The sequence below is a fragment of the Actinotalea sp. C106 genome, from assembly GCF_023630195.1.
Lineage (GTDB): Bacteria > Actinomycetota > Actinomycetes > Actinomycetales > Cellulomonadaceae > Actinotalea.
Genome location: NZ_JALPKN010000035.1, coordinates 1 through 17862 on the forward strand (window position 1 = coordinate 1; position 17862 = coordinate 17862).

General features: G+C 71.0%; 19 protein-coding genes and 1 pseudogene. 10 read left to right on the forward strand and 10 right to left on the reverse strand.

The window, feature by feature from the left end; all coding sequences use genetic code 11:
• Positions 1-57: 57 nt before the first annotated feature.
• The 3 genes and pseudogenes from L0B03_RS19685 to L0B03_RS04275 all read left to right on the forward strand — a co-directional run.
• Positions 58-174: pseudogene (locus L0B03_RS19685) on the forward strand (glycerate kinase); the annotation flags it as partial.
• 146 nt (positions 175-320) lie between these two features.
• On the forward strand, positions 321-635 hold the full coding sequence (locus L0B03_RS04270) for a glycerate kinase (protein WP_250444393.1): 315 nt from the start codon (positions 321-323) through the stop codon (positions 633-635).
• Positions 636-723: 88 nt separating this feature from the next.
• Positions 724-1074: an iron-sulfur cluster assembly accessory protein gene (locus tag L0B03_RS04275; RefSeq protein WP_250444394.1), complete on the forward strand. Its 351-nt coding sequence runs from the start codon at positions 724-726 to the stop codon at positions 1072-1074.
• Between the two features lie 85 nt (positions 1075-1159).
• Here L0B03_RS04275 and L0B03_RS04280 read toward each other — a convergent pair whose 3' ends face one another.
• Complete coding sequence (locus tag L0B03_RS04280; RefSeq protein WP_308199995.1) at positions 1160-1441, reverse strand: sulfurtransferase TusA family protein; 282 nt, start codon at positions 1439-1441, stop codon at positions 1160-1162.
• Positions 1438-2631, reverse strand: coding sequence for an aminotransferase class V-fold PLP-dependent enzyme (locus L0B03_RS04285; RefSeq protein ID WP_250444395.1), 1194 nt, complete (start codon positions 2629-2631; stop codon positions 1438-1440). The genes L0B03_RS04280 and L0B03_RS04285 overlap by 4 nt, the downstream gene beginning before the upstream one ends.
• A gap of 160 nt (positions 2632-2791) precedes the next feature.
• Here L0B03_RS04285 and coxB point away from each other — a divergent pair, with 160 nt between their 5' ends.
• The 3 genes from coxB to L0B03_RS04300 are packed head-to-tail and all read left to right on the forward strand — an operon-like array spanning position 2792 to position 5894.
• Positions 2792-3682, forward strand: a complete 891-nt coding sequence (coxB, locus tag L0B03_RS04290) for a cytochrome c oxidase subunit II (protein WP_250444396.1) — start codon at positions 2792-2794, stop codon at positions 3680-3682.
• Complete coding sequence (gene ctaD / locus L0B03_RS04295) at positions 3682-5499, forward strand: cytochrome c oxidase subunit I (RefSeq protein WP_250444397.1); 1818 nt, start codon at positions 3682-3684, stop codon at positions 5497-5499. The genes coxB and ctaD overlap by 1 nt, the downstream gene beginning before the upstream one ends.
• Positions 5496-5894 carry a cytochrome c oxidase subunit 4 gene (locus tag L0B03_RS04300; protein WP_250444398.1) on the forward strand — a complete coding sequence of 133 codons (399 nt, stop codon included), beginning with the start codon at positions 5496-5498 and terminating at the stop codon, positions 5892-5894. The genes ctaD and L0B03_RS04300 overlap by 4 nt, the downstream gene beginning before the upstream one ends.
• Before the next feature lie 324 nt (positions 5895-6218).
• On the opposite strand, the gene L0B03_RS04305 is transcribed toward L0B03_RS04300, so the two are convergent.
• From L0B03_RS04305 to L0B03_RS04325, 5 genes are all read right to left on the reverse strand, one after another.
• Positions 6219-6845: a superoxide dismutase gene (locus tag L0B03_RS04305; RefSeq protein ID WP_250444399.1), complete on the reverse strand. Its 627-nt coding sequence runs from the start codon at positions 6843-6845 to the stop codon at positions 6219-6221.
• Positions 6846-6947: 102 nt separating this feature from the next.
• Positions 6948-8645 (reverse strand): ubiquinol-cytochrome c reductase cytochrome b subunit, encoded by a 1698-nt coding sequence (locus tag L0B03_RS04310; RefSeq protein ID WP_250444400.1) that lies wholly within the window; start codon positions 8643-8645, stop codon positions 6948-6950.
• Positions 8642-9676, reverse strand: coding sequence for a ubiquinol-cytochrome c reductase iron-sulfur subunit (locus L0B03_RS04315; RefSeq protein WP_250444401.1), 1035 nt, complete (start codon positions 9674-9676; stop codon positions 8642-8644). Before L0B03_RS04315 ends, L0B03_RS04310 begins: the two co-directional genes overlap by 4 nt.
• The gene (locus tag L0B03_RS04320; RefSeq protein ID WP_250444402.1) at positions 9673-10452 is read right to left on the reverse strand and encodes a c-type cytochrome; all 780 of its coding nucleotides are present in this window, start codon (positions 10450-10452) and stop codon (positions 9673-9675) included. Before L0B03_RS04320 ends, L0B03_RS04315 begins: the two co-directional genes overlap by 4 nt.
• Before the next feature lie 103 nt (positions 10453-10555).
• On the reverse strand, positions 10556-11194 hold the full coding sequence (locus tag L0B03_RS04325) for a heme-copper oxidase subunit III (RefSeq protein ID WP_250444403.1): 639 nt from the start codon (positions 11192-11194) through the stop codon (positions 10556-10558).
• A gap of 159 nt (positions 11195-11353) precedes the next feature.
• On the opposite strand from L0B03_RS04325, the gene L0B03_RS04330 reads away from it, so the two are divergent.
• Together L0B03_RS04330 and trpD are read left to right on the forward strand one after the other, a co-directional pair.
• Positions 11354-11803, forward strand: coding sequence for a hypothetical protein (locus L0B03_RS04330; protein WP_250444404.1), 450 nt, complete (start codon positions 11354-11356; stop codon positions 11801-11803).
• Positions 11800-12855, forward strand: coding sequence for an anthranilate phosphoribosyltransferase (gene trpD, locus L0B03_RS04335; RefSeq protein WP_250444405.1), 1056 nt, complete (start codon positions 11800-11802; stop codon positions 12853-12855). The genes L0B03_RS04330 and trpD overlap by 4 nt, the downstream gene beginning before the upstream one ends.
• Positions 12856-12883: 28 nt before the next feature.
• On the opposite strand, the gene L0B03_RS04340 is transcribed toward trpD, so the two are convergent.
• Positions 12884-13165, reverse strand: a complete 282-nt coding sequence (locus L0B03_RS04340) for an Lrp/AsnC family transcriptional regulator (RefSeq protein ID WP_250444406.1) — start codon at positions 13163-13165, stop codon at positions 12884-12886.
• 31 nt (positions 13166-13196) lie between these two features.
• Positions 13197-14954, reverse strand: coding sequence for a DEDD exonuclease domain-containing protein (locus L0B03_RS04345; protein ID WP_250444407.1), 1758 nt, complete (start codon positions 14952-14954; stop codon positions 13197-13199).
• An 81-nt stretch (positions 14955-15035) separates the two neighbouring features.
• On the opposite strand from L0B03_RS04345, the gene L0B03_RS04350 reads away from it, so the two are divergent.
• Positions 15036-15239 (forward strand): hypothetical protein, encoded by a 204-nt coding sequence (locus L0B03_RS04350; protein WP_250444408.1) that lies wholly within the window; start codon positions 15036-15038, stop codon positions 15237-15239.
• A gap of 82 nt (positions 15240-15321) precedes the next feature.
• Here the strand turns inward: L0B03_RS04350 and L0B03_RS04355 are convergent, their stop codons facing one another.
• Positions 15322-17142, reverse strand: a complete 1821-nt coding sequence (locus L0B03_RS04355) for a long-chain fatty acid--CoA ligase (RefSeq protein ID WP_250444409.1) — start codon at positions 17140-17142, stop codon at positions 15322-15324.
• 128 nt (positions 17143-17270) lie between these two features.
• Between L0B03_RS04355 and L0B03_RS04360 the strand changes: the two genes are divergently transcribed.
• Positions 17271-17862, forward strand: a 592-nt coding sequence (locus tag L0B03_RS04360) for an ROK family protein (protein WP_250444410.1), incomplete at its 3' end; no start/stop codon positions are given.

Here is a 17862-nt window from a genome sequence, read left to right on the forward strand (position 1 = left end):
GGCGGGGGTGAGGAGCTCGCCCGTGCCGTCCCCGCCGACCTCGCCGGGCTGCAGGCCCTGCGCGGTGAGCTCGCCGGCATCGACCTCGTCATCGCGACCGACGTCGACGTGCCCCTGCTCGGGCTGCACGGCGCCAGCGCCGGCTTCGCCCAGCAGAAGGGGGCCGATCCCGAGCAGGCCCAGCGTCTCGAGCGAGCACTGGGGCACTGGGCCCAGGTGGTCGCCGGCGTGGCGGCCGAGGACGCCCCGCGACCGAGTCTGCTGGCCCCCGCCCCCGCGCCGGGCAGCTGGGTGGTCGCGTCCTGCCGGGCGCGCGGGTCGTGGCCGAGGCGGTCGGGCTCGGGGCGCGCATGGCCGAGAGCGACCTCGTGCTCACCGGGGAGGGGACCCTCGACTGGCAGTCCCTGCACGGCAAGGTGGTCGCTGCGGTCGCCACCGAGGGCCTCGAGCACGCGGTCCCCGTCGTCGCGGTGGCCGGTCAGGTGGCGCTCGGCCGACGGGAGTGGGGAGCGGCCGGGCTCGCCGGCGTCTACGCCCTCGCTGAGCGTCCCGAGGAGCTCACCCGGGCGATCGCCGCCCCGGCCGAGGCCCTGGTCGCCCGGGTGGCCCGGGTGGCCCGGACCTGGTCGCGCTGAGGGGCGTACGCTGGGCGGGAACATGGCCGCACCCGACGGTGTTGCCATCGACGGACTGTGCAAGCCCCCGAGAGCCACCGGAGACACCATGAGCGAGACCACGGAGACCACGACCCACGGGGTCGAGCTGAGCGACGTCGCCGCGGGCAAGGTGCGCACCCTGCTCGAGCAGGAGGGCCGCGACGACCTGCGGCTGCGCGTGGCCGTGCAGCCCGGGGGCTGCTCGGGCCTCATCTACCAGCTGTACTTCGACGAGCGCGTCCTCGACGGCGACGCGCTGCGGGACTACGACGGGGTCGAGGTCGTCGTCGACCGCATGAGTGTCCCGTACCTCGACGGGGCGAAGATCGACTTCGCCGACACCATCGAGAAGCAGGGCTTCACGATCGACAACCCCAACGCGGGCAGCTCGTGCGCCTGCGGGGGCTCCTTCGGCTGACCTCCACGGGTCCAACGACCCGTCACGACGCAGGGCCGGTGCCTCAGGGCGCCGGCCCTGCGTCGTGCCTGGGGGCGGGCGCGGGTCATCGGTCGCCGAGTCGCACCAGCGTGGAGCCCGATGCCTGGTGGGCGGGGGCGTCCGGCCCTGCGCCGTGCGGCAACGGGTCGTCCGGCAGGGGCCGGGGCGGAGTGGTCTCGAGGACGGTGTGCCCTCGCATGCGGGCCCAGGCCGGGATGTCGTGCTCTGCTGCGGGGTCGGTCCAGCGGACCAGGACCTCGTCCCCGGGGCTGCTGTCCCGCGCGAGCGAGGCGAGACGGATCACGGGCAGGGGGCAGCGCAGGCCCCGGGCGTCGAGGACGATCACAGACCCTGGACGCCGAGGGCTCGGCGCACCTGCGCCACGGCCTCGGGCAGCTCGTCGGCGAAGCGGTCGACCTCGGCCTCGGGGACCTCGCGCGGGAGCGTCACGCGCACGTTCCCGTGGGTCAGAGCCCCCATGGCGGCCAGCACGTGGCTCGGCTCGAGGGAGCTCGAGGTGCACGCCGACCCCGACCCGACGGCGAAGCCGCGGCGGTCGAGCTCGGTCACGAGGGCCTCGCCGTCGACGTAGAGGCAGGAGAACGTGACCACGTGCGGGAGCCTGTCCTCGGGATCGCCGACCACGTCCACGTCGGGCACCCTGTGGGCGACCTCGTCGCGGAGCCGACCGACCAACCTCCGGCGGTGCAGGTCGGCCTCCTCCCGGTCCGCGAGCGTGGCGCGGAGGGCGGCCGCGGCGCCCAGGGCTGCCGGGACCGAGACGCCGCCGGGGAACCATCGGTCCTCGTCCTCGGGCCAGTCGGGGGCCATCCGCACGCGGGTGCGGACCGCCAGGACACCGAGCGGGGTCGGGGCGCCCCAGTCTCCGGCATCGGCCACGACCGCGTCCCAGGCCGGCGGGATCTCCTGGTGGCCCACGCTCGACCCCGCGTCGACGAGGAGCGGGACCCCGGCGGACTGCGTCGCGTCGTACGCGGCGGCCAACGGCTGCACCGTCCCGACCTCGCCGTTGGCGTGCTGGAGGACGGCGAGAGCAACTCCCGGGAGGCCGACGGCCGCGCGCCACGCCGCCACGTCCACCCGACCGAGGCGGTCGACAGGAACCGGACCGGGGCGCGCGGGGGCTTCCTCGTCCTTGTCGTGGCCTGGGCGGGCAGGTCGGGTCCATGACCCGTGACGTTCGGCGACGAGCTGTGCCCCCGCGTGCAGAGCAGCACGCTCGACGGCCGAGAGCACGACGCTGCTGCCTGCCCGACGTCGACCGCGGGCGATCCCCAGGAGCCCGTGCTGGAGCGCCACCGTGTGCGAGGGGCCCAGGTGCACCTCCTCGGGTCGGCACGCCAGGCCCTCGGCGAGGACCTCACGCGCCGCGTCGAGGAGCATCCGAGCACGGCGCCCCTCCGCGTGCAGCCTGCGCGGGTCCGCCCAGCCGTCGTCGAAGGCAGCCGCCTGGGCCGCGAGCCCCGCCGGGTGCAGCGGCGCCCGCCCGCCGGCGTCGAGGTAGGTTCGCTTCACCCTGGCCACGCTAGCCGCCCCCGCCGCCCGACCACGCCCGGGACCCGTCCCGGCGCGGATGATGGCGATCTGCACGCTAGGCTGCAGGGGTCGAGGACGAAAGTCCCACGGTGTGGCGCGCGTAGCGGTGCCCATCGGGGCGCGTACATGAGAGGCACCCTTGGACGTGCAGAACCCCGGCCGCAAGCGGTCCACCGCCGTGCGGCTCGCCGCGACCGCCGTGATCGTCGCGCTCACCACGACCGCCTGCTCGGCAGGCGAGGTGAGCCGCGGCTGGATGCCCGGCTACGACGACGGCGAGCAGGTCACCAACATGACCCAGCGGATCACGGACCTGTGGACCGGGTCCTGGATCGCTGCGCTCATCGTCGGGGCGATCACCTGGGGCCTGATCATCTGGTGCGTCGCGGTCTACCGGAAGCGCAAGGACGACGACACCCTCCCGGTGCAGCTCCGCTACCACGTACCGCTCGAGATCATGTACGTGATTCTCCCGATCCTCATGGTCGGCGTGCTGTTCTTCTTCACGGCACGTGACATGGACGCGATCGAGGACACCGACGAGGACCCCGACGTGGTCGTCCAGGTCTACGGCAAGCAGTGGAGCTGGGACTTCAACTACGTCGACGAGGACGTCTACGACACCGGCGTGCACGTGATCGACATCGGCGAGCCGGGCAACCCCGACCAGCTGCCGACGCTCTACCTGCCGGTCGACGAGCGGGTCGAGTTCGAGCTCAGGTCCCGCGACGTCATCCACTCCTTCTGGGTCCCAGCCTTCCTCTACAAGAAGGACATGTTCCCCGGGAACCACGTCAACACCTTCCAGGTGGTCCCGACGCGTGAGGGGGTCTACGCGGGCAAGTGCGCCGAGCTGTGCGGCCAGCACCACGCCGGGATGCTCTTCAACGTCGCGGTCGTCTCGCGCGAGGAGTACGACGCGCACATCGAGAGCCTGCGGGCGGCCGGGCAGACCGGCCAGCTGGGCCCCGAGCTCGACCGTCAGCAGACCCGCGGCGACGACAACGCCATTGCGGCAGGAGAGGGCTGATGGCCACGCAGACCGTAAACCTCGAGCGCAAGAGCCTCGGGGCCTCAGTGGTCGAGTGGATCACCACGACCGACCACAAGAAGATCGGGTACCTGTACCTGATCACCTCGTTCATCTTCTTCTGCATCGCCGGACTCATGGCGCTGGTGATCCGGGCAGAGCTCTTCGAGCCGGGCATCCAGTTCGTGCAGAGCAAGGAGCAGTACAACCAGCTCTTCACGATGCACGGCACGATCATGCTGCTGCTCTTCGCGACGCCGCTCTTCGCCGGGTTCGCGAACGTGCTCGTCCCGCTGCAGATCGGCGCGCCGGACGTCTCCTTCCCCCGGCTGAACTCGTTCGCCTACTGGCTGTACCTCTTCGGCGGGCTGATCGTGGTCGCGGGGTTCCTGACCCCGCAGGGCGCAGCCTCCTTCGGATGGTTCGCGTACGCCCCGTTGTCGAGCTCGACGTTCTCACCAGGGCTGGGTGGTGATCTCTGGGTCTTCGGCCTCGCGCTGACCGGTTTCGGGACCATCCTGGGCGCGGTGAACTTCATCACCACGATCATCACGATGCGCGCCCCGGGCATGACGATGTTCCGGATGCCCCTGTTCACCTGGAACACGCTCGTCACCAGCCTGCTCGTGCTCATGGCCTTCCCGCCCCTGGCGGCAGCGCTGTTCGCCCTCGGAGCGGATCGGCGGCTCGGCGCGCAGGTCTTCAACCCCGAGCACGGTGGCGCCATCCTGTGGCAGCACCTGTTCTGGTTCTTCGGCCACCCCGAGGTCTACATCATCGCCCTGCCGTTCTTCGGGATCATCAGCGAGATCCTCCCGGTCTTCAGCCGCAAGCCGATCTTCGGCTACAAGGGTCTCGTCTACGCGACGATCGCGATCGCGGCCCTGTCGGTCACGGTGTGGGCCCACCACATGTACGTGACCGGCGCGGTCCTGCTGCCCTTCTTCGCCCTGATGACGATGCTCATCGCGGTACCGACCGGTGTGAAGTACTTCAACTGGATCGGCACGATGTGGCGCGGGAAGCTCACCTTCGAGACGCCGATGCTCTGGTCGATCGGCTTCCTGGTGACCTTCCTCTTCGGCGGTCTGACCGGCATCATCCTCTCGAGCCCGGCCCTGGACTTCCACGTCTCTGACACCTACTTCGTCGTCGCGCACTTCCACTACGTGGTCTTCGGGACCGTCGTCTTCGCGATGTTCGCGGGCTTCTACTTCTGGTGGCCCAAGTTCACCGGCACCATGCTCGACGAGCGTCTGGGCAAGTGGCACTTCTGGACCCTCTTCTTCGGGTTCCACGGGACCTTCCTCGTCCAGCACTGGCTCGGTGTGGAGGGGATGCCCCGTCGGTACGCGGACTACATGCCCGAGGACGGCTTCACCTGGATGAACCAGCTCTCGACGGTGGGTTCGGTGCTGCTCGCGGCGTCGACCCTGCCCTTCCTCTGGAACGTCTACGTGACCTGGCGCAAGGCGCCCAAGGTCACGGTGGATGACCCCTGGGGCTACGGGAACTCCCTGGAGTGGGCGACGTCGTGCCCGCCGCCTCGGCACAACTTCACGTCCCTGCCGCGGATCCGCTCCGAGCGCCCGGCCTTCGACCTGCACCACCCCGAGGTCGCGGCGATGGACCACGTGGAGCCTGACGCCGGCGTCCTCGACTGGGAGGCCGACCGACGCGGGCAGACCTCGGCCGCGGCCGAGCGTCTCGCGAGCGGAGACGCCGAGCCGGAGCAGTCCTCCTCGACGATCGTCGACGACGGACGCGGCCCGCGGCCTGACGGCGAGGGTGACCACACCGAGGAGGAGAAGCGATGAAGTTCGAGGCACGTCTCTTCCTCTTCCTCACGCCCTTCTTCATCGTGGTCGGCGTGATCTACGGGTTCTGGAGCAGCTGGGAGGCCGTCGGCTCCGCCGGGCTCCTGCTCGTGGGCGGCCTGGTCGGCATGGTCGGTGCCTACCTCGCTCTCGTCGCCCGTCGGATCGACCCTCGACCCGAGGACGACGCCTTCGGAGAGATCGAGCAGGGCGCGGGCGAGCAGGGCGTCTACAGCCCTGGGAGCTGGTGGCCGATCGTCATCGGCGGTGCCTCGGCGGTCTGCTTCGCCGGGATGGCCGTCGGGTGGTGGCTGTTCTACATCGGCGCGGCTGTCGCCGTGATCGGCCTCGTCGGCTGGGTCTTCGAGTTCTCCCGCGGACAGCACGCGCACTGACTCCGCGAGCACGAGGGGCCCGGCACCACCACGGTGTCGGGCCCCTCGCCTGTCTGCGGGCGCTCTACCGGGCCCGGGGCGTGCGGCCTTGACCCGGTTCCCCCGGCGACGCGGGAGTTCGCTCTGGTGGCCCTAAGGACGCGGCGCAGCGGCAGGGAGGACGGCACCGTCACGGGCCCCCGGAGACCCGCCCGGAGACCCGCGCGGCGTCCCGTAGGGGGAGCAGCCTGAGCGCACCGGGGGAGCGGGCCGCCGACGACGAAGGCCCGACCCCCGCGTGGTGCGGGAGCCGGGCCTTCGGTGTCCAGCGGTGCTGCTGGGAGATCAGACGGGGACGATGAGGCCCTTGGTCTGCGTCCGCGCACGCGCGAAGCGCTCAGCGGCGTCGGCCCAGTTCACGATGTTCCACCAGGCCTTGATGTAGTCGGCCTTGACGTTGACGTAGTCCAGGTAGAAGGCGTGCTCCCACATGTCGAGGAGCACGATCGGGACGAGCCCGAGAGCGATGTTGCTCTGCTGGTCGTAGAGCTGGACGATCACGAGCCGCTCGCCGACCGAGTCCCAGGCGAGGATCGACCAGCCCGACCCCTGAATGCCTGCGGCGTTGGCGGCGAAGTGCTTCTGGAACGCGTCGAAGGAGCCGAAGAACTCGTCGATCGCTGCGCCCAGGTCGCCGGTCGGGCGGTCGCCGCCCTCGGGGGAGAGGTTCTGCCAGAAGGCGGAGTGGTTGACGTGCCCGCCAAGGTTGAACGCGAGGTTCTTCTCGTGCAGGTTGACGGACCCGAGGTCCCCGCTCTCGCGGGCCTCCGCGAGCTTCTGCAGCGCCGTGTTCGCGCCGGTGACGTAGGCCGCGTGGTGCTTGTCGTGGTGCAGCTCCATGATCCGGCCGGAGATGTGAGGCTCGAGAGCGGCGTAGTCGTAGGGAAGGTCGGGCAGCGTGTAGTCAGCCATGGATGGCCTCTCCGGTCAGGTCGCAGTCATCTGCGACGGCTCGGTCTGCGTCGCGGTGCGGGACGCAGGTCGCGCACCGCTCTCCACCACTGTGGTGGTTCGTCAGCGATCGCGCGCGTCGACCGAGGGCCCGGAGGCGATCTCAGCCGGCACGCCGCCGCTGCTGGGGTGCCCTTCGAGGGCGTCGTGCTCGCCGTGGGAGTGCGCGGCGGCGAGCTCGGCCGGGGTGACGGGCTCGACCCGGTCCTCGTAGAAGAAGCGGGACACCCGTGCACGCAGGGCGTCGCGGTGGTAGCCCTTGCGGCGCACCCCACGCTCGTCGTGCGCGGGCAGGATCTCGAGGGGGCGACGCGCCTCGTGCTGGACGCGGATCCACCGCTCGTACTCGTCGAGGGGCTTGTGCACCTCGATGTACTCGCCGTTGGCGAAGCGGACGATCCGACCCGTCTCGTGCCCGTGCAGCACGAGCTCGCGGTCCTTGCGCTGCAGGCCGAGGCACAGCCGCTTGGTGGCCCAGAAGGCGACCACCGGTGCCACGAAGAACAGCACCCGGAAGATGTATGTGATGTCGTTGAGCGACATCGCGAAGTGCGTGGCGATGAGGTCGTTCGCCCCGGCGAGAAGGAGGATGAAGAACGCCGTGAGGATCGCGACGCCGGTGGCCGTGCGGACCGGGGCGTTGCGGGGGCGGTCGAGCAGGTGGTGCTCACGCTTGTCACCGGTCGCGAACGCCTCGATGAACGGGTACGCAGCGAGGGCGGTGAAGAGCAGCCCCGGGATGACCACGGCAGGGATGAGCACGTTGAGCGACAGGGTGTAGCCCGCGATCACGAACTCGGTCGCCCCGGGCATCAGGCGCAGACCACCCTCGAGGAACAGCATGTACCAGTCGGGCTGGGCCCCTGCTGCCACCGGGGACGGGTCGTAGGGGCCGTAGTTCCACACCGGGTTGATCGTCATGGTGCCGGCCATCAGGGCGAGCACGCCGAAGACGATGAAGAAGAAGCCACCGGCCTTCGCGACGTAGACCGGGAAGAGCGGGAAGCCCACGACGTTGCGCTGGGTGCGTCCCGGCCCAGGGAAGTGGGTGTGCTTGTGCAGCACGACGAGGAACAGGTGCAGGCCGATCAGGGCCAGGATCAGCCCCGGGATCAGCAGGATGTGCATGGTGAACAGGCGCGGGATGATGTGCTCGCCCGGGAACTCGCCCCCGAAGATGAAGTACGACATGTAGCTGCCGACCACGGGGATCGACTTCACGACGCCGTCGGTGATCCGCAGACCGTTGCCGGAGAGCACGTCATCCGGCAGCGAGTAGCCGGTGAACCCCGCCGCGAGGCCCAGGATCATGAGGACGAAGCCGACGACCCAGTTGATCTCGCGCGGCTTGCGGAACGCACCGGTGAAGAACACCCGCATCATGTGGGTGACGATCGCGGCCATGAAGAGCAGTGCGGCCCAGTGGTGGATCTGCCGCATCAGCAGGCCGCCGGTGACCTCGAAGGACAGGTCGAGGGTCGAGGCGAACGCCTCGGACATCTCCACACCGTTCATCGCGGCGAAGGGGCCTTCGTACACGACGAGGGTCATGCTCGGCACGAAGAACATCGTGAGGAAGACCCCGGTGAGGATCAGCACGATGAAGGAGTACAGGGCGATCTCGCCCAGGAGGAAGGACCAGTGGTCCGGGAAGATCTTCCGGGCGAAGCCCTTGACCGCTGTCCCGATGCCCGTGCGCTGGTCGAGGTAGTCGGCCGTGCCGCTGGCGGCACGCTGGCCTGTGGTCGCTCGAGTGCTCACTTGAGACGCTCCCAGTAGCTCGGACCGATGGGTTCGGTGAAGTCGCTCTGCGCGACGAGGTACCCCTCGTCGTCCACGGTGATCGGCAGCTGGGGGAGCGGCCGCTTGGCAGGCCCGAACACGACCTTCGCGCCGTCGGCCATGTCGAAGGTCGACTGGTGGCAGGGGCAGAGCAGGTGGTGCGTCTGACGCTCGTAGAGCGCCACCGGGCACCCGACGTGGGTGCAGATCTTCGAGTACGCGACGATGCCCTCGTAGGACCAGTCGCGACGGTCCTCGGCCTCGGTGAGGTCGCGGGGGTCCATGCGGACCATCAGCACGACGGCCTTGGCCTTCTCCTCGATCCAGTGCGAGGCGTGCTCTCCCTCGCGCAGGCCGTCAGGGATCACGTGGTACGCCGATCCGATCGTGACGTCAGCAGCACGGATCGGGTCGCCTGACGGGTCACGGACGAGCCGGCGCCCGCGCTCCCAGAGCGTGTGCCGGAAGTTCGAGACGTTCCAGTCGCCACCGACCTGCCCGACCAGGGGGACCGCGAAGGTCAGCGGCGCCAGGGCGACCGCCGAGACGACGGCCCCCTTGAGGAGCCCGCGACGGCCGATCCCGGAGTCCTTCGCCCCGGCCTCGAGAGCGGCGAGGGCGGCCTCGCGGGTCTCGGGGTCGCTCTTCTGCGGGTGGCGGGCCTCGGCCTGCTCGTGGTCGGACATGAGGGTCTTGGCCCAGTGGACCGCGGCGGCGCCGATGCCGAACATCGACAGGAAGAGCCCCAGGCCGAGCAGCAGGTTCGAGGTCCGCATCGACTCCACGGTGTCCCCGGAGGGAAAGAGGAAGTACGCGACCAGCATGCCGATCGTGCCCAGCACGGACACCGCGAAGAGGACGACGGTCTGGCGCTCGGCCCGCTTGGCCGCGGCGGGGTCCTTGTCGGCCATCCGCTCCTGGTGCGGGGGCATGCCGGGGTCCTGGAAGGCTGCCGGCGAGGTGCCCGCGCCGCTGACCGTGAGGTCGGTCGAGCTCTGCTCGTTGCTCATGAGGACTTCGCTCCGATCCAGACGGCACACGCGACCAGCAGGCCCATACCCACGACCCACACCCAGATACCTTCACCGACCGGACCGATGGCACCGAGGTCGGTGCCGCCAGGCGAGCCGGCGTCCTGCTCTCCTAGGAACGCGATGATGTCCCGCTTTTCTTCCGGGGTGAGGTTCGCGTCGTTGAACACGGGCATGGACTGGGGCCCGGTCTGCATCGCCTCGTAGATCTGCGTGGGGGTGCTCGGGCCGAGGTTCGGGGCGTACTTGCCCTCCGAGAGCGCGCCCCCCTTGCCGATCGCGCCATGGCACATGGCGCAGTTGGTCCGGAAGAGGGCACCACCGTTCGCAGCATCGCCCAGGGCAGGGTCGACCTGCTCGGCGGACGGGATCGCCGGGCCGGCGCCCAGCGAGGCCACGTAGGCCGCGAGCTGGCTCGTCTCCTCGGCGTCGAACTGCGGGGGCTTCGCCTGGGCCTGCACGCCGTCCATCTGCATCGGCATGCGACCCGTCGAGACCTGGAAGTCCACGGCGGCCGCACCGACCCCGATCAGTGACGGTGCTCCCTCGCGCCCTTCGGCGCTCGGCCCGTGGCACGTGGCGCAGTTCGCCTGGAACAGCGCACGCCCGGCAGCGATGTCGTCCTCCGAAGGGGCCGACGCGCTGGCGGCGCTGGGGGCGAGGGCCGCGTAGAGCCCTCCGGTCACGAGGAGCGCCAGCAGGAGGAGGGCCACCGGGGCCAGCCGGTGGTGCCTGCGAGCGGCGATTGCCTTCACGAACTAACCCTCATCTCGTTGCGCCCGGCGGGCCGAGCGGTCGTACGGGTCGAGCCGGTCGTCGGCGGGCCGGTCGCCGGCCCACGCTCTGTGCGGTGGTGCGTCAACGGATGAGGTAGATCGCCGCGAACAGCGCGATCCACACGACGTCGACGAAGTGCCAGTAGTACGAGGTCACGATCGCCGTCGTGGCCTCGTGGTGCCCGAAGCGCTTGGCCGCGAAGGAGCGACCGAGCAGGAACAGGAAGGCGATGAGCCCTCCGATCACGTGCAGGCCGTGGAAGCCCGTCGTCAGGTAGAAGACCGAGCCGTAGGGGCTGGAGGCGATGGTCAACCCGTGCTCGACCAGCTCGGCGTACTCGTAGACCTGACCGCCGATGAAGATCGCCCCCATGACGAAGGTCATGGTCATCCACTCGTTCATGCCCCAGCGCGTGAACTGCAGCAGGCCGCCGGTGCGGGTGGGCTGGAACCGCTCGGCCGCCCAGACGCCCATCTGGCAGGTGATCGAGCTGAGGACCAGGATCGTCGTGTTGACCGCCGCGAACGTCAGGTTGAGCTGCGCGGTCTCCTCGGCCCAGATCTCGGGGACGGTCGAGCGAATCGTGAAGTACATCGCGAAGAGGCCCGCGAAGAACATCAGCTCGCTCGCGAGCCAGACGATCGTCCCGACCGACACCGGGTTCGGCCGGTTGACGCTCAGGTGTGGGCGCGAGGTGGAGGCGGCTGTAGCGGTTGACACGTTGTCATTATGGCTGACATCGGCGGTGCGTGGGTCCAAGGGCCCACAATCGGCGTGGTTCCGTGACCCTCAGCCCGCGCTGAGCGGCGTCCGTGACAAGATGCTGCGTGGTGTCGGCACCCTCAGGTGCCGTGATGTCGACCGACGAGTGAGGCGAGCATGGCCGCGACCGAGCAGCACGACGAGTGGGACGCGATCGACGAGGGGCAGGAGCCCTCACGGATGCGGATCCTGCTCTACAGCGATGACGTCCGCACCCGCGACGCGGTGATGCTCGCGGTGGGCCGTCGTGTCGCCAAGGGCCTGCCACCCGTCGAGTGGCTCCAGGTCGCGACCCCCGCTGCTGCGGTCGCCGCCGTCGAGGCCGGCGGGCTCGACCTGCTCGTGCTGGACGGCGAGACGGGCAAGAACGGCGGCCTGGGCCTGGGGCGGCAGTTCAAGGACGAGATCTTCGGCTGTCCGCCCGTCCTGGCGCTCACCGGGCGACCCCAGGACGCCTGGCTCGCCTCCTGGTCGCAGGCCGACGCCGTGGTGTCCCGCCCGTTCGACCCGATCGCGCTCCAGAAGGCCGTCGCGTCGCTCGTGCGCGGCGGTGCCGTCGTCGGATGACGGGCGCGGGTGCGCCGACCTGGCCGACCCTCACCCGAGGCCTCCTCGCACGCGAGGACCTGACCGCCCCGCAGGCGCGGTGGGCGATGGGTCAGGTGATGGCTGGTGAGGCCTCGGCCGTGCAGCTCGCCGGGTTCCTGGTCGCCCTCCGGGCCAAGGGCGAGACCGTCGAGGAGGTCCGCGGGCTCGTCGAGGAGATGCTGGCCCACGCGCACCGGATCGAGGTCCCCGGGCGCTGCGTCGACGTCGTCGGCACCGGCGGGGACATGCACCACACCGTGAACATCTCGACGATGGCCTCGCTCGTCGTGGCCGGTGCGGGTGTGCGTGTGGTCAAGCACGGGGGCCGTGCGGCCTCGTCGGCGAGCGGCACGGCCGACGTGCTCGAGGCCCTCGGCCTCCGTCTCGACCAGCCGCCCGAGCGCGTCGCCGAGCTCGCGACCGAGGTGGGGATGACCTTCTGCTTCGCCCAGGTCTTCCACCCGGCGATGCGTCACGCCGCCCCGGCCCGTCGGGGCCTCGGCGTCCCGACCGCCTTCAACCTGCTCGGCCCGCTCACCAACCCGGCACAGCCCGCCGCCTCCGCGATCGGTGTCCCCGAGGTGTCGATGGCACGGCTCATGGCCGGCGTCCTGGCGGCACGTGGACGGGAGGCGCTCGTCTTCCGTGGCCACGACGGGCTCGACGAGCTCGCGGCGACCGGGCCCGCTCGGCTGTGGTGGGTGCGGGACGGGGGGGTGACCGAGCACGAGGTCGACCCTGCTTCCGAGCTGGGGCTCACCCCGATCGAGGTGGGGCAGCTCCGTGGCGGCGACGCCGCGAGCAACGCCGAGGTGGTCCGCAGGGTCCTGGCCGGTGAGCCGGGGGCGGTGCGCGAGACGGTGCTCCTCAACGCCGCCGCGGGACTGGTCGCCGACGGGACGCACGCAGGCACGGGGGAGGGCACCCTGGTCGAGCGGTTGAGCCATGGCATGGCCGTCGCGGCCCAGGCCGTCGACGACGGTCGAGCCGCTCAGCTGCTGGAACGCTGGATACGGGCCTCGCAGGGCTGACAGGCCCGCAGCCTCGCGGGCACGGGGTTCAGCCGTCCAGGCCGAGGTCGAAGGCCTGGTCGAGGTCCTGCTGAGAGTAGGCACGGAAGGCGATGTAGGTCTGGGTACGGACGACGCCCTCGACCTTGCTCAGGCGGTCGGCGATGACGCCGGCGAGCTGGTCGTGCTCCCGCACCCGCACCATCGCCACCAGGTCGACCTCGCCGGTGACCGAGTAGACCTCGGAGACACCGGGGACCTCAGCCACGTCCGCGCAGATCTCCGGGATGCGTGACGGGTCGGCGTCGATCATGACGATGGCAGTGATCATCGGGGGTCCTCCGAAGGTGGGCGTGGCTCCATCATGCCGCGGCCAGACCGGTCGGACCTGCTGCCGCGACGGCAGCCGCCGTCGCGGCAGCGTCGGTCAGCCGCTCGGCCCCGCGGACGGGGCACGCCCAGTGGTCGCCCGCCTCGACCAGGCGCACTCCAGGCTGCTCGAGCCATGCGAGCACCAGGTCCGTCTCCTCGGGGTGAGCCGCCGAGGCGGGCAGTACCGGCGCTCCAGGCTGCTCCGCGGTGGCCACGAGCGCCTCGAGCAGGGGCCGGGGATCGACGCCCGCGGGGCTCGTGGTCGTGCCGCAGAGCCGGCCGTGACGGACGACGACGAGTTCCCATCCGCCCTCCGGCACCGCACGAGCTGCGTGGAGCTCGGACTGGGCGGACAGGCGGGCGGACCGTTGGGCGCGTGCGGCACCACGGAGGAAGGCCGTGAGCTGGTCGCGCCAGGCGGCGGCCTCCTCGTAGCGCTCCTCGGCGGTCAGGGCGGCGATGCGCGCCGCGTGGACGTCGAGCACGGGTCCTGGGTCGGTGAGCATCGCGGTCCGGATGGCGTCGACCACAGCGGCGTAGGCGACCTCGTCCTGCCCGCCGGTGCACGGCGCTCCGCACCGTCCCATACCCGCGAGGGCGCACGGGCTCGCCCCCGGGGCGGGGGTCCGTGGCAGGCGCGGTGAGCACTGGCGCACCGCGAAGGTCGCGTGCAGTGCCTCGATCGCGCGCTGAGCCGTCGCCCTGCTGCTGAACGGGCCGATGTGCGCCTCGACCCGGCCGGGGGGCTGACCCTCGGGCCGAACCTCGCGGGTGACGCTCAAGCGGGGGAAGGGCTCGACCGTGAGGCGCACCCACGGCATGCGTTCGGGGAAGCGGGAGCGTCGGTTGTAGCGCGGAGCGTGCTCGGCGATGAGGCGCAGCTCGCGGACCCTGGCTTCGAGGGTGGTCCCGCAGACCACCGGGACGACCTCCTCGGCCAGCATGACCATCTCGTTCATCCGTCGCCGGTGCTCGGACGCGGTGAAGTAGGTGCGCACCCGGGTGCGGATCGAGGTGGAGGTCCCGACGTAGAGCACCTCGCCGCGGGCGTCGCGGAACTGGTACACCCCGGGAGCGTCGGGCAGGCCGTCGGCCAGGTGCCGCTTGCGGCGGCGAGCAGGGGGGACCGGGTCGGTCGCGGTGGCGAGGTCCTCGAGATGGGTGACCCCGAGCGGAGCCAGACGACCCAGGAGAGCGTGCAGCACGTCGACGGTCGCGCGGGCGTCCGAGAGCGCACGGTGGTCGGGGGTGACGGTCGCGCGGAAGTAGCCGGCGAGGGTGCCGAGCTTGTGGTTGGGGACCTCGTCGCGACCGACGGCACGCCGGGCCAGGGCGACCGTGTCGAGGACCTGGATCGCAGGCCAGGCGTACCCGTGGTCGCGGGCGGCCGCCTTGAGGAAGCCGACGTCGAAGGCGGCGTTGTGCGCCACGAGGACCGCGCCGTGGAGGAACTCGAGGAGGCCGGGCAGGACCTGCTCGATCCGGGGCGCACCGTGGACCATCGAGGTGGTGATGCCCGTCAGCGTCGCGATGTACGCGGGGACGGGCCCACCGGGGTCGACCAGGGTCTGCAGCTCGCCGAGGACCTCGCCGCCGCGGACCTTCACGGCGCCGATCTCGGTGATCGCCGAGGTGGTCGGGCTGCCTCCCGTGGTCTCGAGGTCCAGGACGACGAAGGTCACCTCGGCGAGCGGGGTGCCGATCTCCTCGAGGGTCGGCTGGAGCGCGAGGGCGCCTGGCTGCTGCATGACGGGAAGAGTAGGTGGCACCACCGACACGGTCGTCGCGATACGCGGGCCGTGTCGGTGGTGCCACCTAGCGTGCGTCGCATGATGATCGACTGCGGAAGCTGCACGGTGCGGGGAGATGCCTGCGCCGACTGCGTGGTGACCTTTCTCACCGTGCCCGTCCGACCGGGTGCGGCCCCACCGCCACCGGACCGGGTGGACCTCGACGAGGCCGAGCAGGTCGCGCTGGGGGTGCTGGCACGCGGCGGCCTGGTCCCGCCGCTCCGGCTCGTGCGAGCGGGATGAGCTCGACGAGGTCCGACGGGCTCCGAGCGGGGGTCGGTGCCCGTGCCCGGGGGGTCGGCGCGCGCCGACCCCCCGGACGGTCTCAGGCGTGGTCGTGGTCTCCGACGTGCGCGTACAGCTCCTCGATCTGTGCCGTGAAGTCGCTGATCACCAGGGAGCGCTTCACCTTCATCGACGGCGTCAGGTAGTCGTTCTCGACCGTGAAGTCGGTCGTGAGCACCGTGTACCGACGGATGGACTCCGCCCGCGAGACGGCCTGGTTGGTGCGTTCGACGGCTCGGTCCAGAGCCGCGCGCACCTCGGGGTTCTCGCCGGCCGTCGCGACGTCCATCTCCGGGAGCCCGTGGGTCGAGAGCCAGCCGGGCAGGGCCTCGGCGTCGAGCGTGATCAGGGCACCGATGAACGGCTTCGCGTCGCCGACCACCACGACCTGGCTCACCAGAGGGTGCCCGCGCAAGCGGTCCTCGAGCACGGCGGGGGCGACGTTCTTGCCCCCCGCCGTGACGATGATCTCCTTCTTGCGACCGGTGATCCGGACGAAGCCGTCCTCGTCCATCGACCCCAGGTCGCCGGTGCGGAACCAACCGTCCTCGAAGGACGCCTGCGTGGCCTCGGCGTTCTTGTGATAGCCCACGAACACGCCGTCACCCTTGGCGAGGATCTCCCCGTCCGGTGCGACCCGCAGGGCGAGTCCGGGCAGCGGCGGCCCGACGGTACCGATCTTCGTCGCGTCGGGCAGGTTCACCGAGACGGGCGCCGTCGTCTCGGTGAGGCCGTAGCCCTCGAGGACCTGGAGCCCGACACCGCGGTAGAAGTGACCGAGACGCTCACCCAGGGGGGCGCCGCCGGAGATGGCCCACTCGGCACGGCCGCCGAGGGCCGTGCGGAGCTTGGACAGGACCAGGACGTCGGCGACCTTGTGCTGGAGCTTGAGCCACGGCCCCGGACCGCCTGGCGTGTCCAGGGCTCGCGAGTAGACGATGGCCGTCTTGGCAGCGCGCTGGAAGATGCCCCGCTTGCCACCCGCGGCGGCCTTCTGCTCGGAGGAGTTGTAGACCTTCTCGAAGACCCGCGGCACGGAGAGGATGAAGGTCGGCTGGAAGGTGCCGAGGTCGGCGAGCAGGTTCTTGGTGTCCGGGGTGTGTCCGAGGACCGCGCCCGCCGGGACGACCAGGACCTCGATGAACCGGGCGAAGACGTGGGCGAGGGGCATGAAGAGCAGGGTCCGGGACCCGGGCGGGCACACCTTCTCGCCCAGCTTGGCCACGGCGTTGCGCGTGAGCGACACGAAGTTGCCGTGGGTGAGCTCGGCCCCCTTGGGGCGGCCCGTGGTCCCCGAGGTGTAGATGATCGTCGCGACGTCGGCGGTGGTCGCCAGGGCACGCCGGCGGAGGATCTCGGTCTCGGCGATCTGCTGGCCGTCCGCCACCAGCGTGTCCACGGCGCCGTCGTCGAGGACCAGGACGTCCCCGAGATGGGGGGCGCTGGGGCGCACCTGCTCGACGGTCGTGGCGAGCTCGGAGGTCTCGACGACGAGGAGTCGGACGTCGGCATCGGTGAGGATCCACTCGACCTGCTCGGCCGAGGAGGTCTCGTAGAGGGGCACCGGGACCGCTCCAGCGGCCCAGATCGCGAAGTCGAGCAGGGTCCACTCGTACCTGGTGCGGCTCATGATGCCGACGCTCTGGCCGGGCTCGACCCCACGGGCGACGAGGCCCTTGGCCACCGCGACGACCCGCGCGTCGAACTCACGGGCCGTGATGGACTGCCAGGGGCCGTCGGCAGTCGCCTTGTGCTCGATGAGGGGGTCGTCGGGCATCACCTGCACGCGACCGGCGAGCAGGGAGCTCAGGTTCTCGGAGGGGTCGATCTCGACGACGGGGGGGCTGTGGAACTCGTCCATGCTGACTCCAGTGGCAGACGGATAGTGGCTCGACCTTACAGAGTCTGAGAGTCCCGGCCCGGGAGGGCCCGACGTGGGTAGCCTGCGCCTGGACACGTTGCAGGACCCCCTCGGCAGCAAGGACGGACATGTACGCGATCGGTGTGGACATCGGTGGGACGAAGATCGCCGCCGGATTGGTCGACGAGGCCGGCGTCATCATCGCCCAGGCCAAGCGCAGCACGGTCGCCGGGGACGCGGCCGAGATCGACCGCGCTGTCGCGGACCTGTACCGCGAGCTCTCCGCCGGCCACGAGGTCCACGCGCTCGGCGTCGCTGCTGCGGGGTTCATCAGCTCCGACCGCGCGACCGCCCTCTTCGGCGCGAACATCGCCTGGCGCGACTACCCCCTGCGCGACCGCATCGCCTCGCTCGTCGGCGACCCTGACCTGCGTGTCGTGGTCGAGAACGACGCCAACGCCGCTGGGTGGGCCGAGTTCCGCTTCGGCGCGGGCCGCGACGTCGAGGACATGCTGCTCCTCACCGTCGGCACGGGGCTCGGCGGCGCGCTCGTGGTCGGCGGTCAGCTCGTGCGCGGGGCCTGGGGGGTGGCCGCCGAGGTCGGTCACGTCCGCGTGGTCCCCGAGGGGCACCTGTGCGGGTGCGGGCTGCGGGGGTGCTGGGAGCAGTACGCCTCGGGCAGCGCCTTGGTGCGCGAGGCTCGGCAGGCCGCCGCGGCGG

Bases quoted from the DNA above. Each gene is read 5' to 3' on its own strand.
- L0B03_RS04330 (WP_250444404.1), top strand. From the start codon at position 11,354: ATGGCCGCGACCGAGCAGCACGACGAGTGGGACGCGATCGACGAGGGG.
- L0B03_RS04345 (WP_250444407.1), bottom strand. From the start codon at position 14,954: ATGCAGCAGCCAGGCGCCCTCGCGCTCCAGCCGACCCTCGAGGAGATC.
- ctaD (WP_250444397.1), top strand. From the start codon at position 3,682: ATGGCCACGCAGACCGTAAACCTCGAGCGCAAGAGCCTCGGGGCCTCA.
- L0B03_RS04315 (WP_250444401.1), bottom strand. From the start codon at position 9,676: ATGAGCAACGAGCAGAGCTCGACCGACCTCACGGTCAGCGGCGCGGGC.
- L0B03_RS04275 (WP_250444394.1), top strand. From the start codon at position 724: ATGAGCGAGACCACGGAGACCACGACCCACGGGGTCGAGCTGAGCGAC.
- L0B03_RS04300 (WP_250444398.1), top strand. From the start codon at position 5,496: ATGAAGTTCGAGGCACGTCTCTTCCTCTTCCTCACGCCCTTCTTCATC.
- L0B03_RS04355 (WP_250444409.1), bottom strand. From the start codon at position 17,142: ATGGACGAGTTCCACAGCCCCCCCGTCGTCGAGATCGACCCCTCCGAG.
- L0B03_RS04350 (WP_250444408.1), top strand. From the start codon at position 15,036: ATGATGATCGACTGCGGAAGCTGCACGGTGCGGGGAGATGCCTGCGCC.
- L0B03_RS04340 (WP_250444406.1), bottom strand. From the start codon at position 13,165: ATGATCACTGCCATCGTCATGATCGACGCCGACCCGTCACGCATCCCG.
- L0B03_RS04305 (WP_250444399.1), bottom strand. From the start codon at position 6,845: ATGGCTGACTACACGCTGCCCGACCTTCCCTACGACTACGCCGCTCTC.
- trpD (WP_250444405.1), top strand. From the start codon at position 11,800: ATGACGGGCGCGGGTGCGCCGACCTGGCCGACCCTCACCCGAGGCCTC.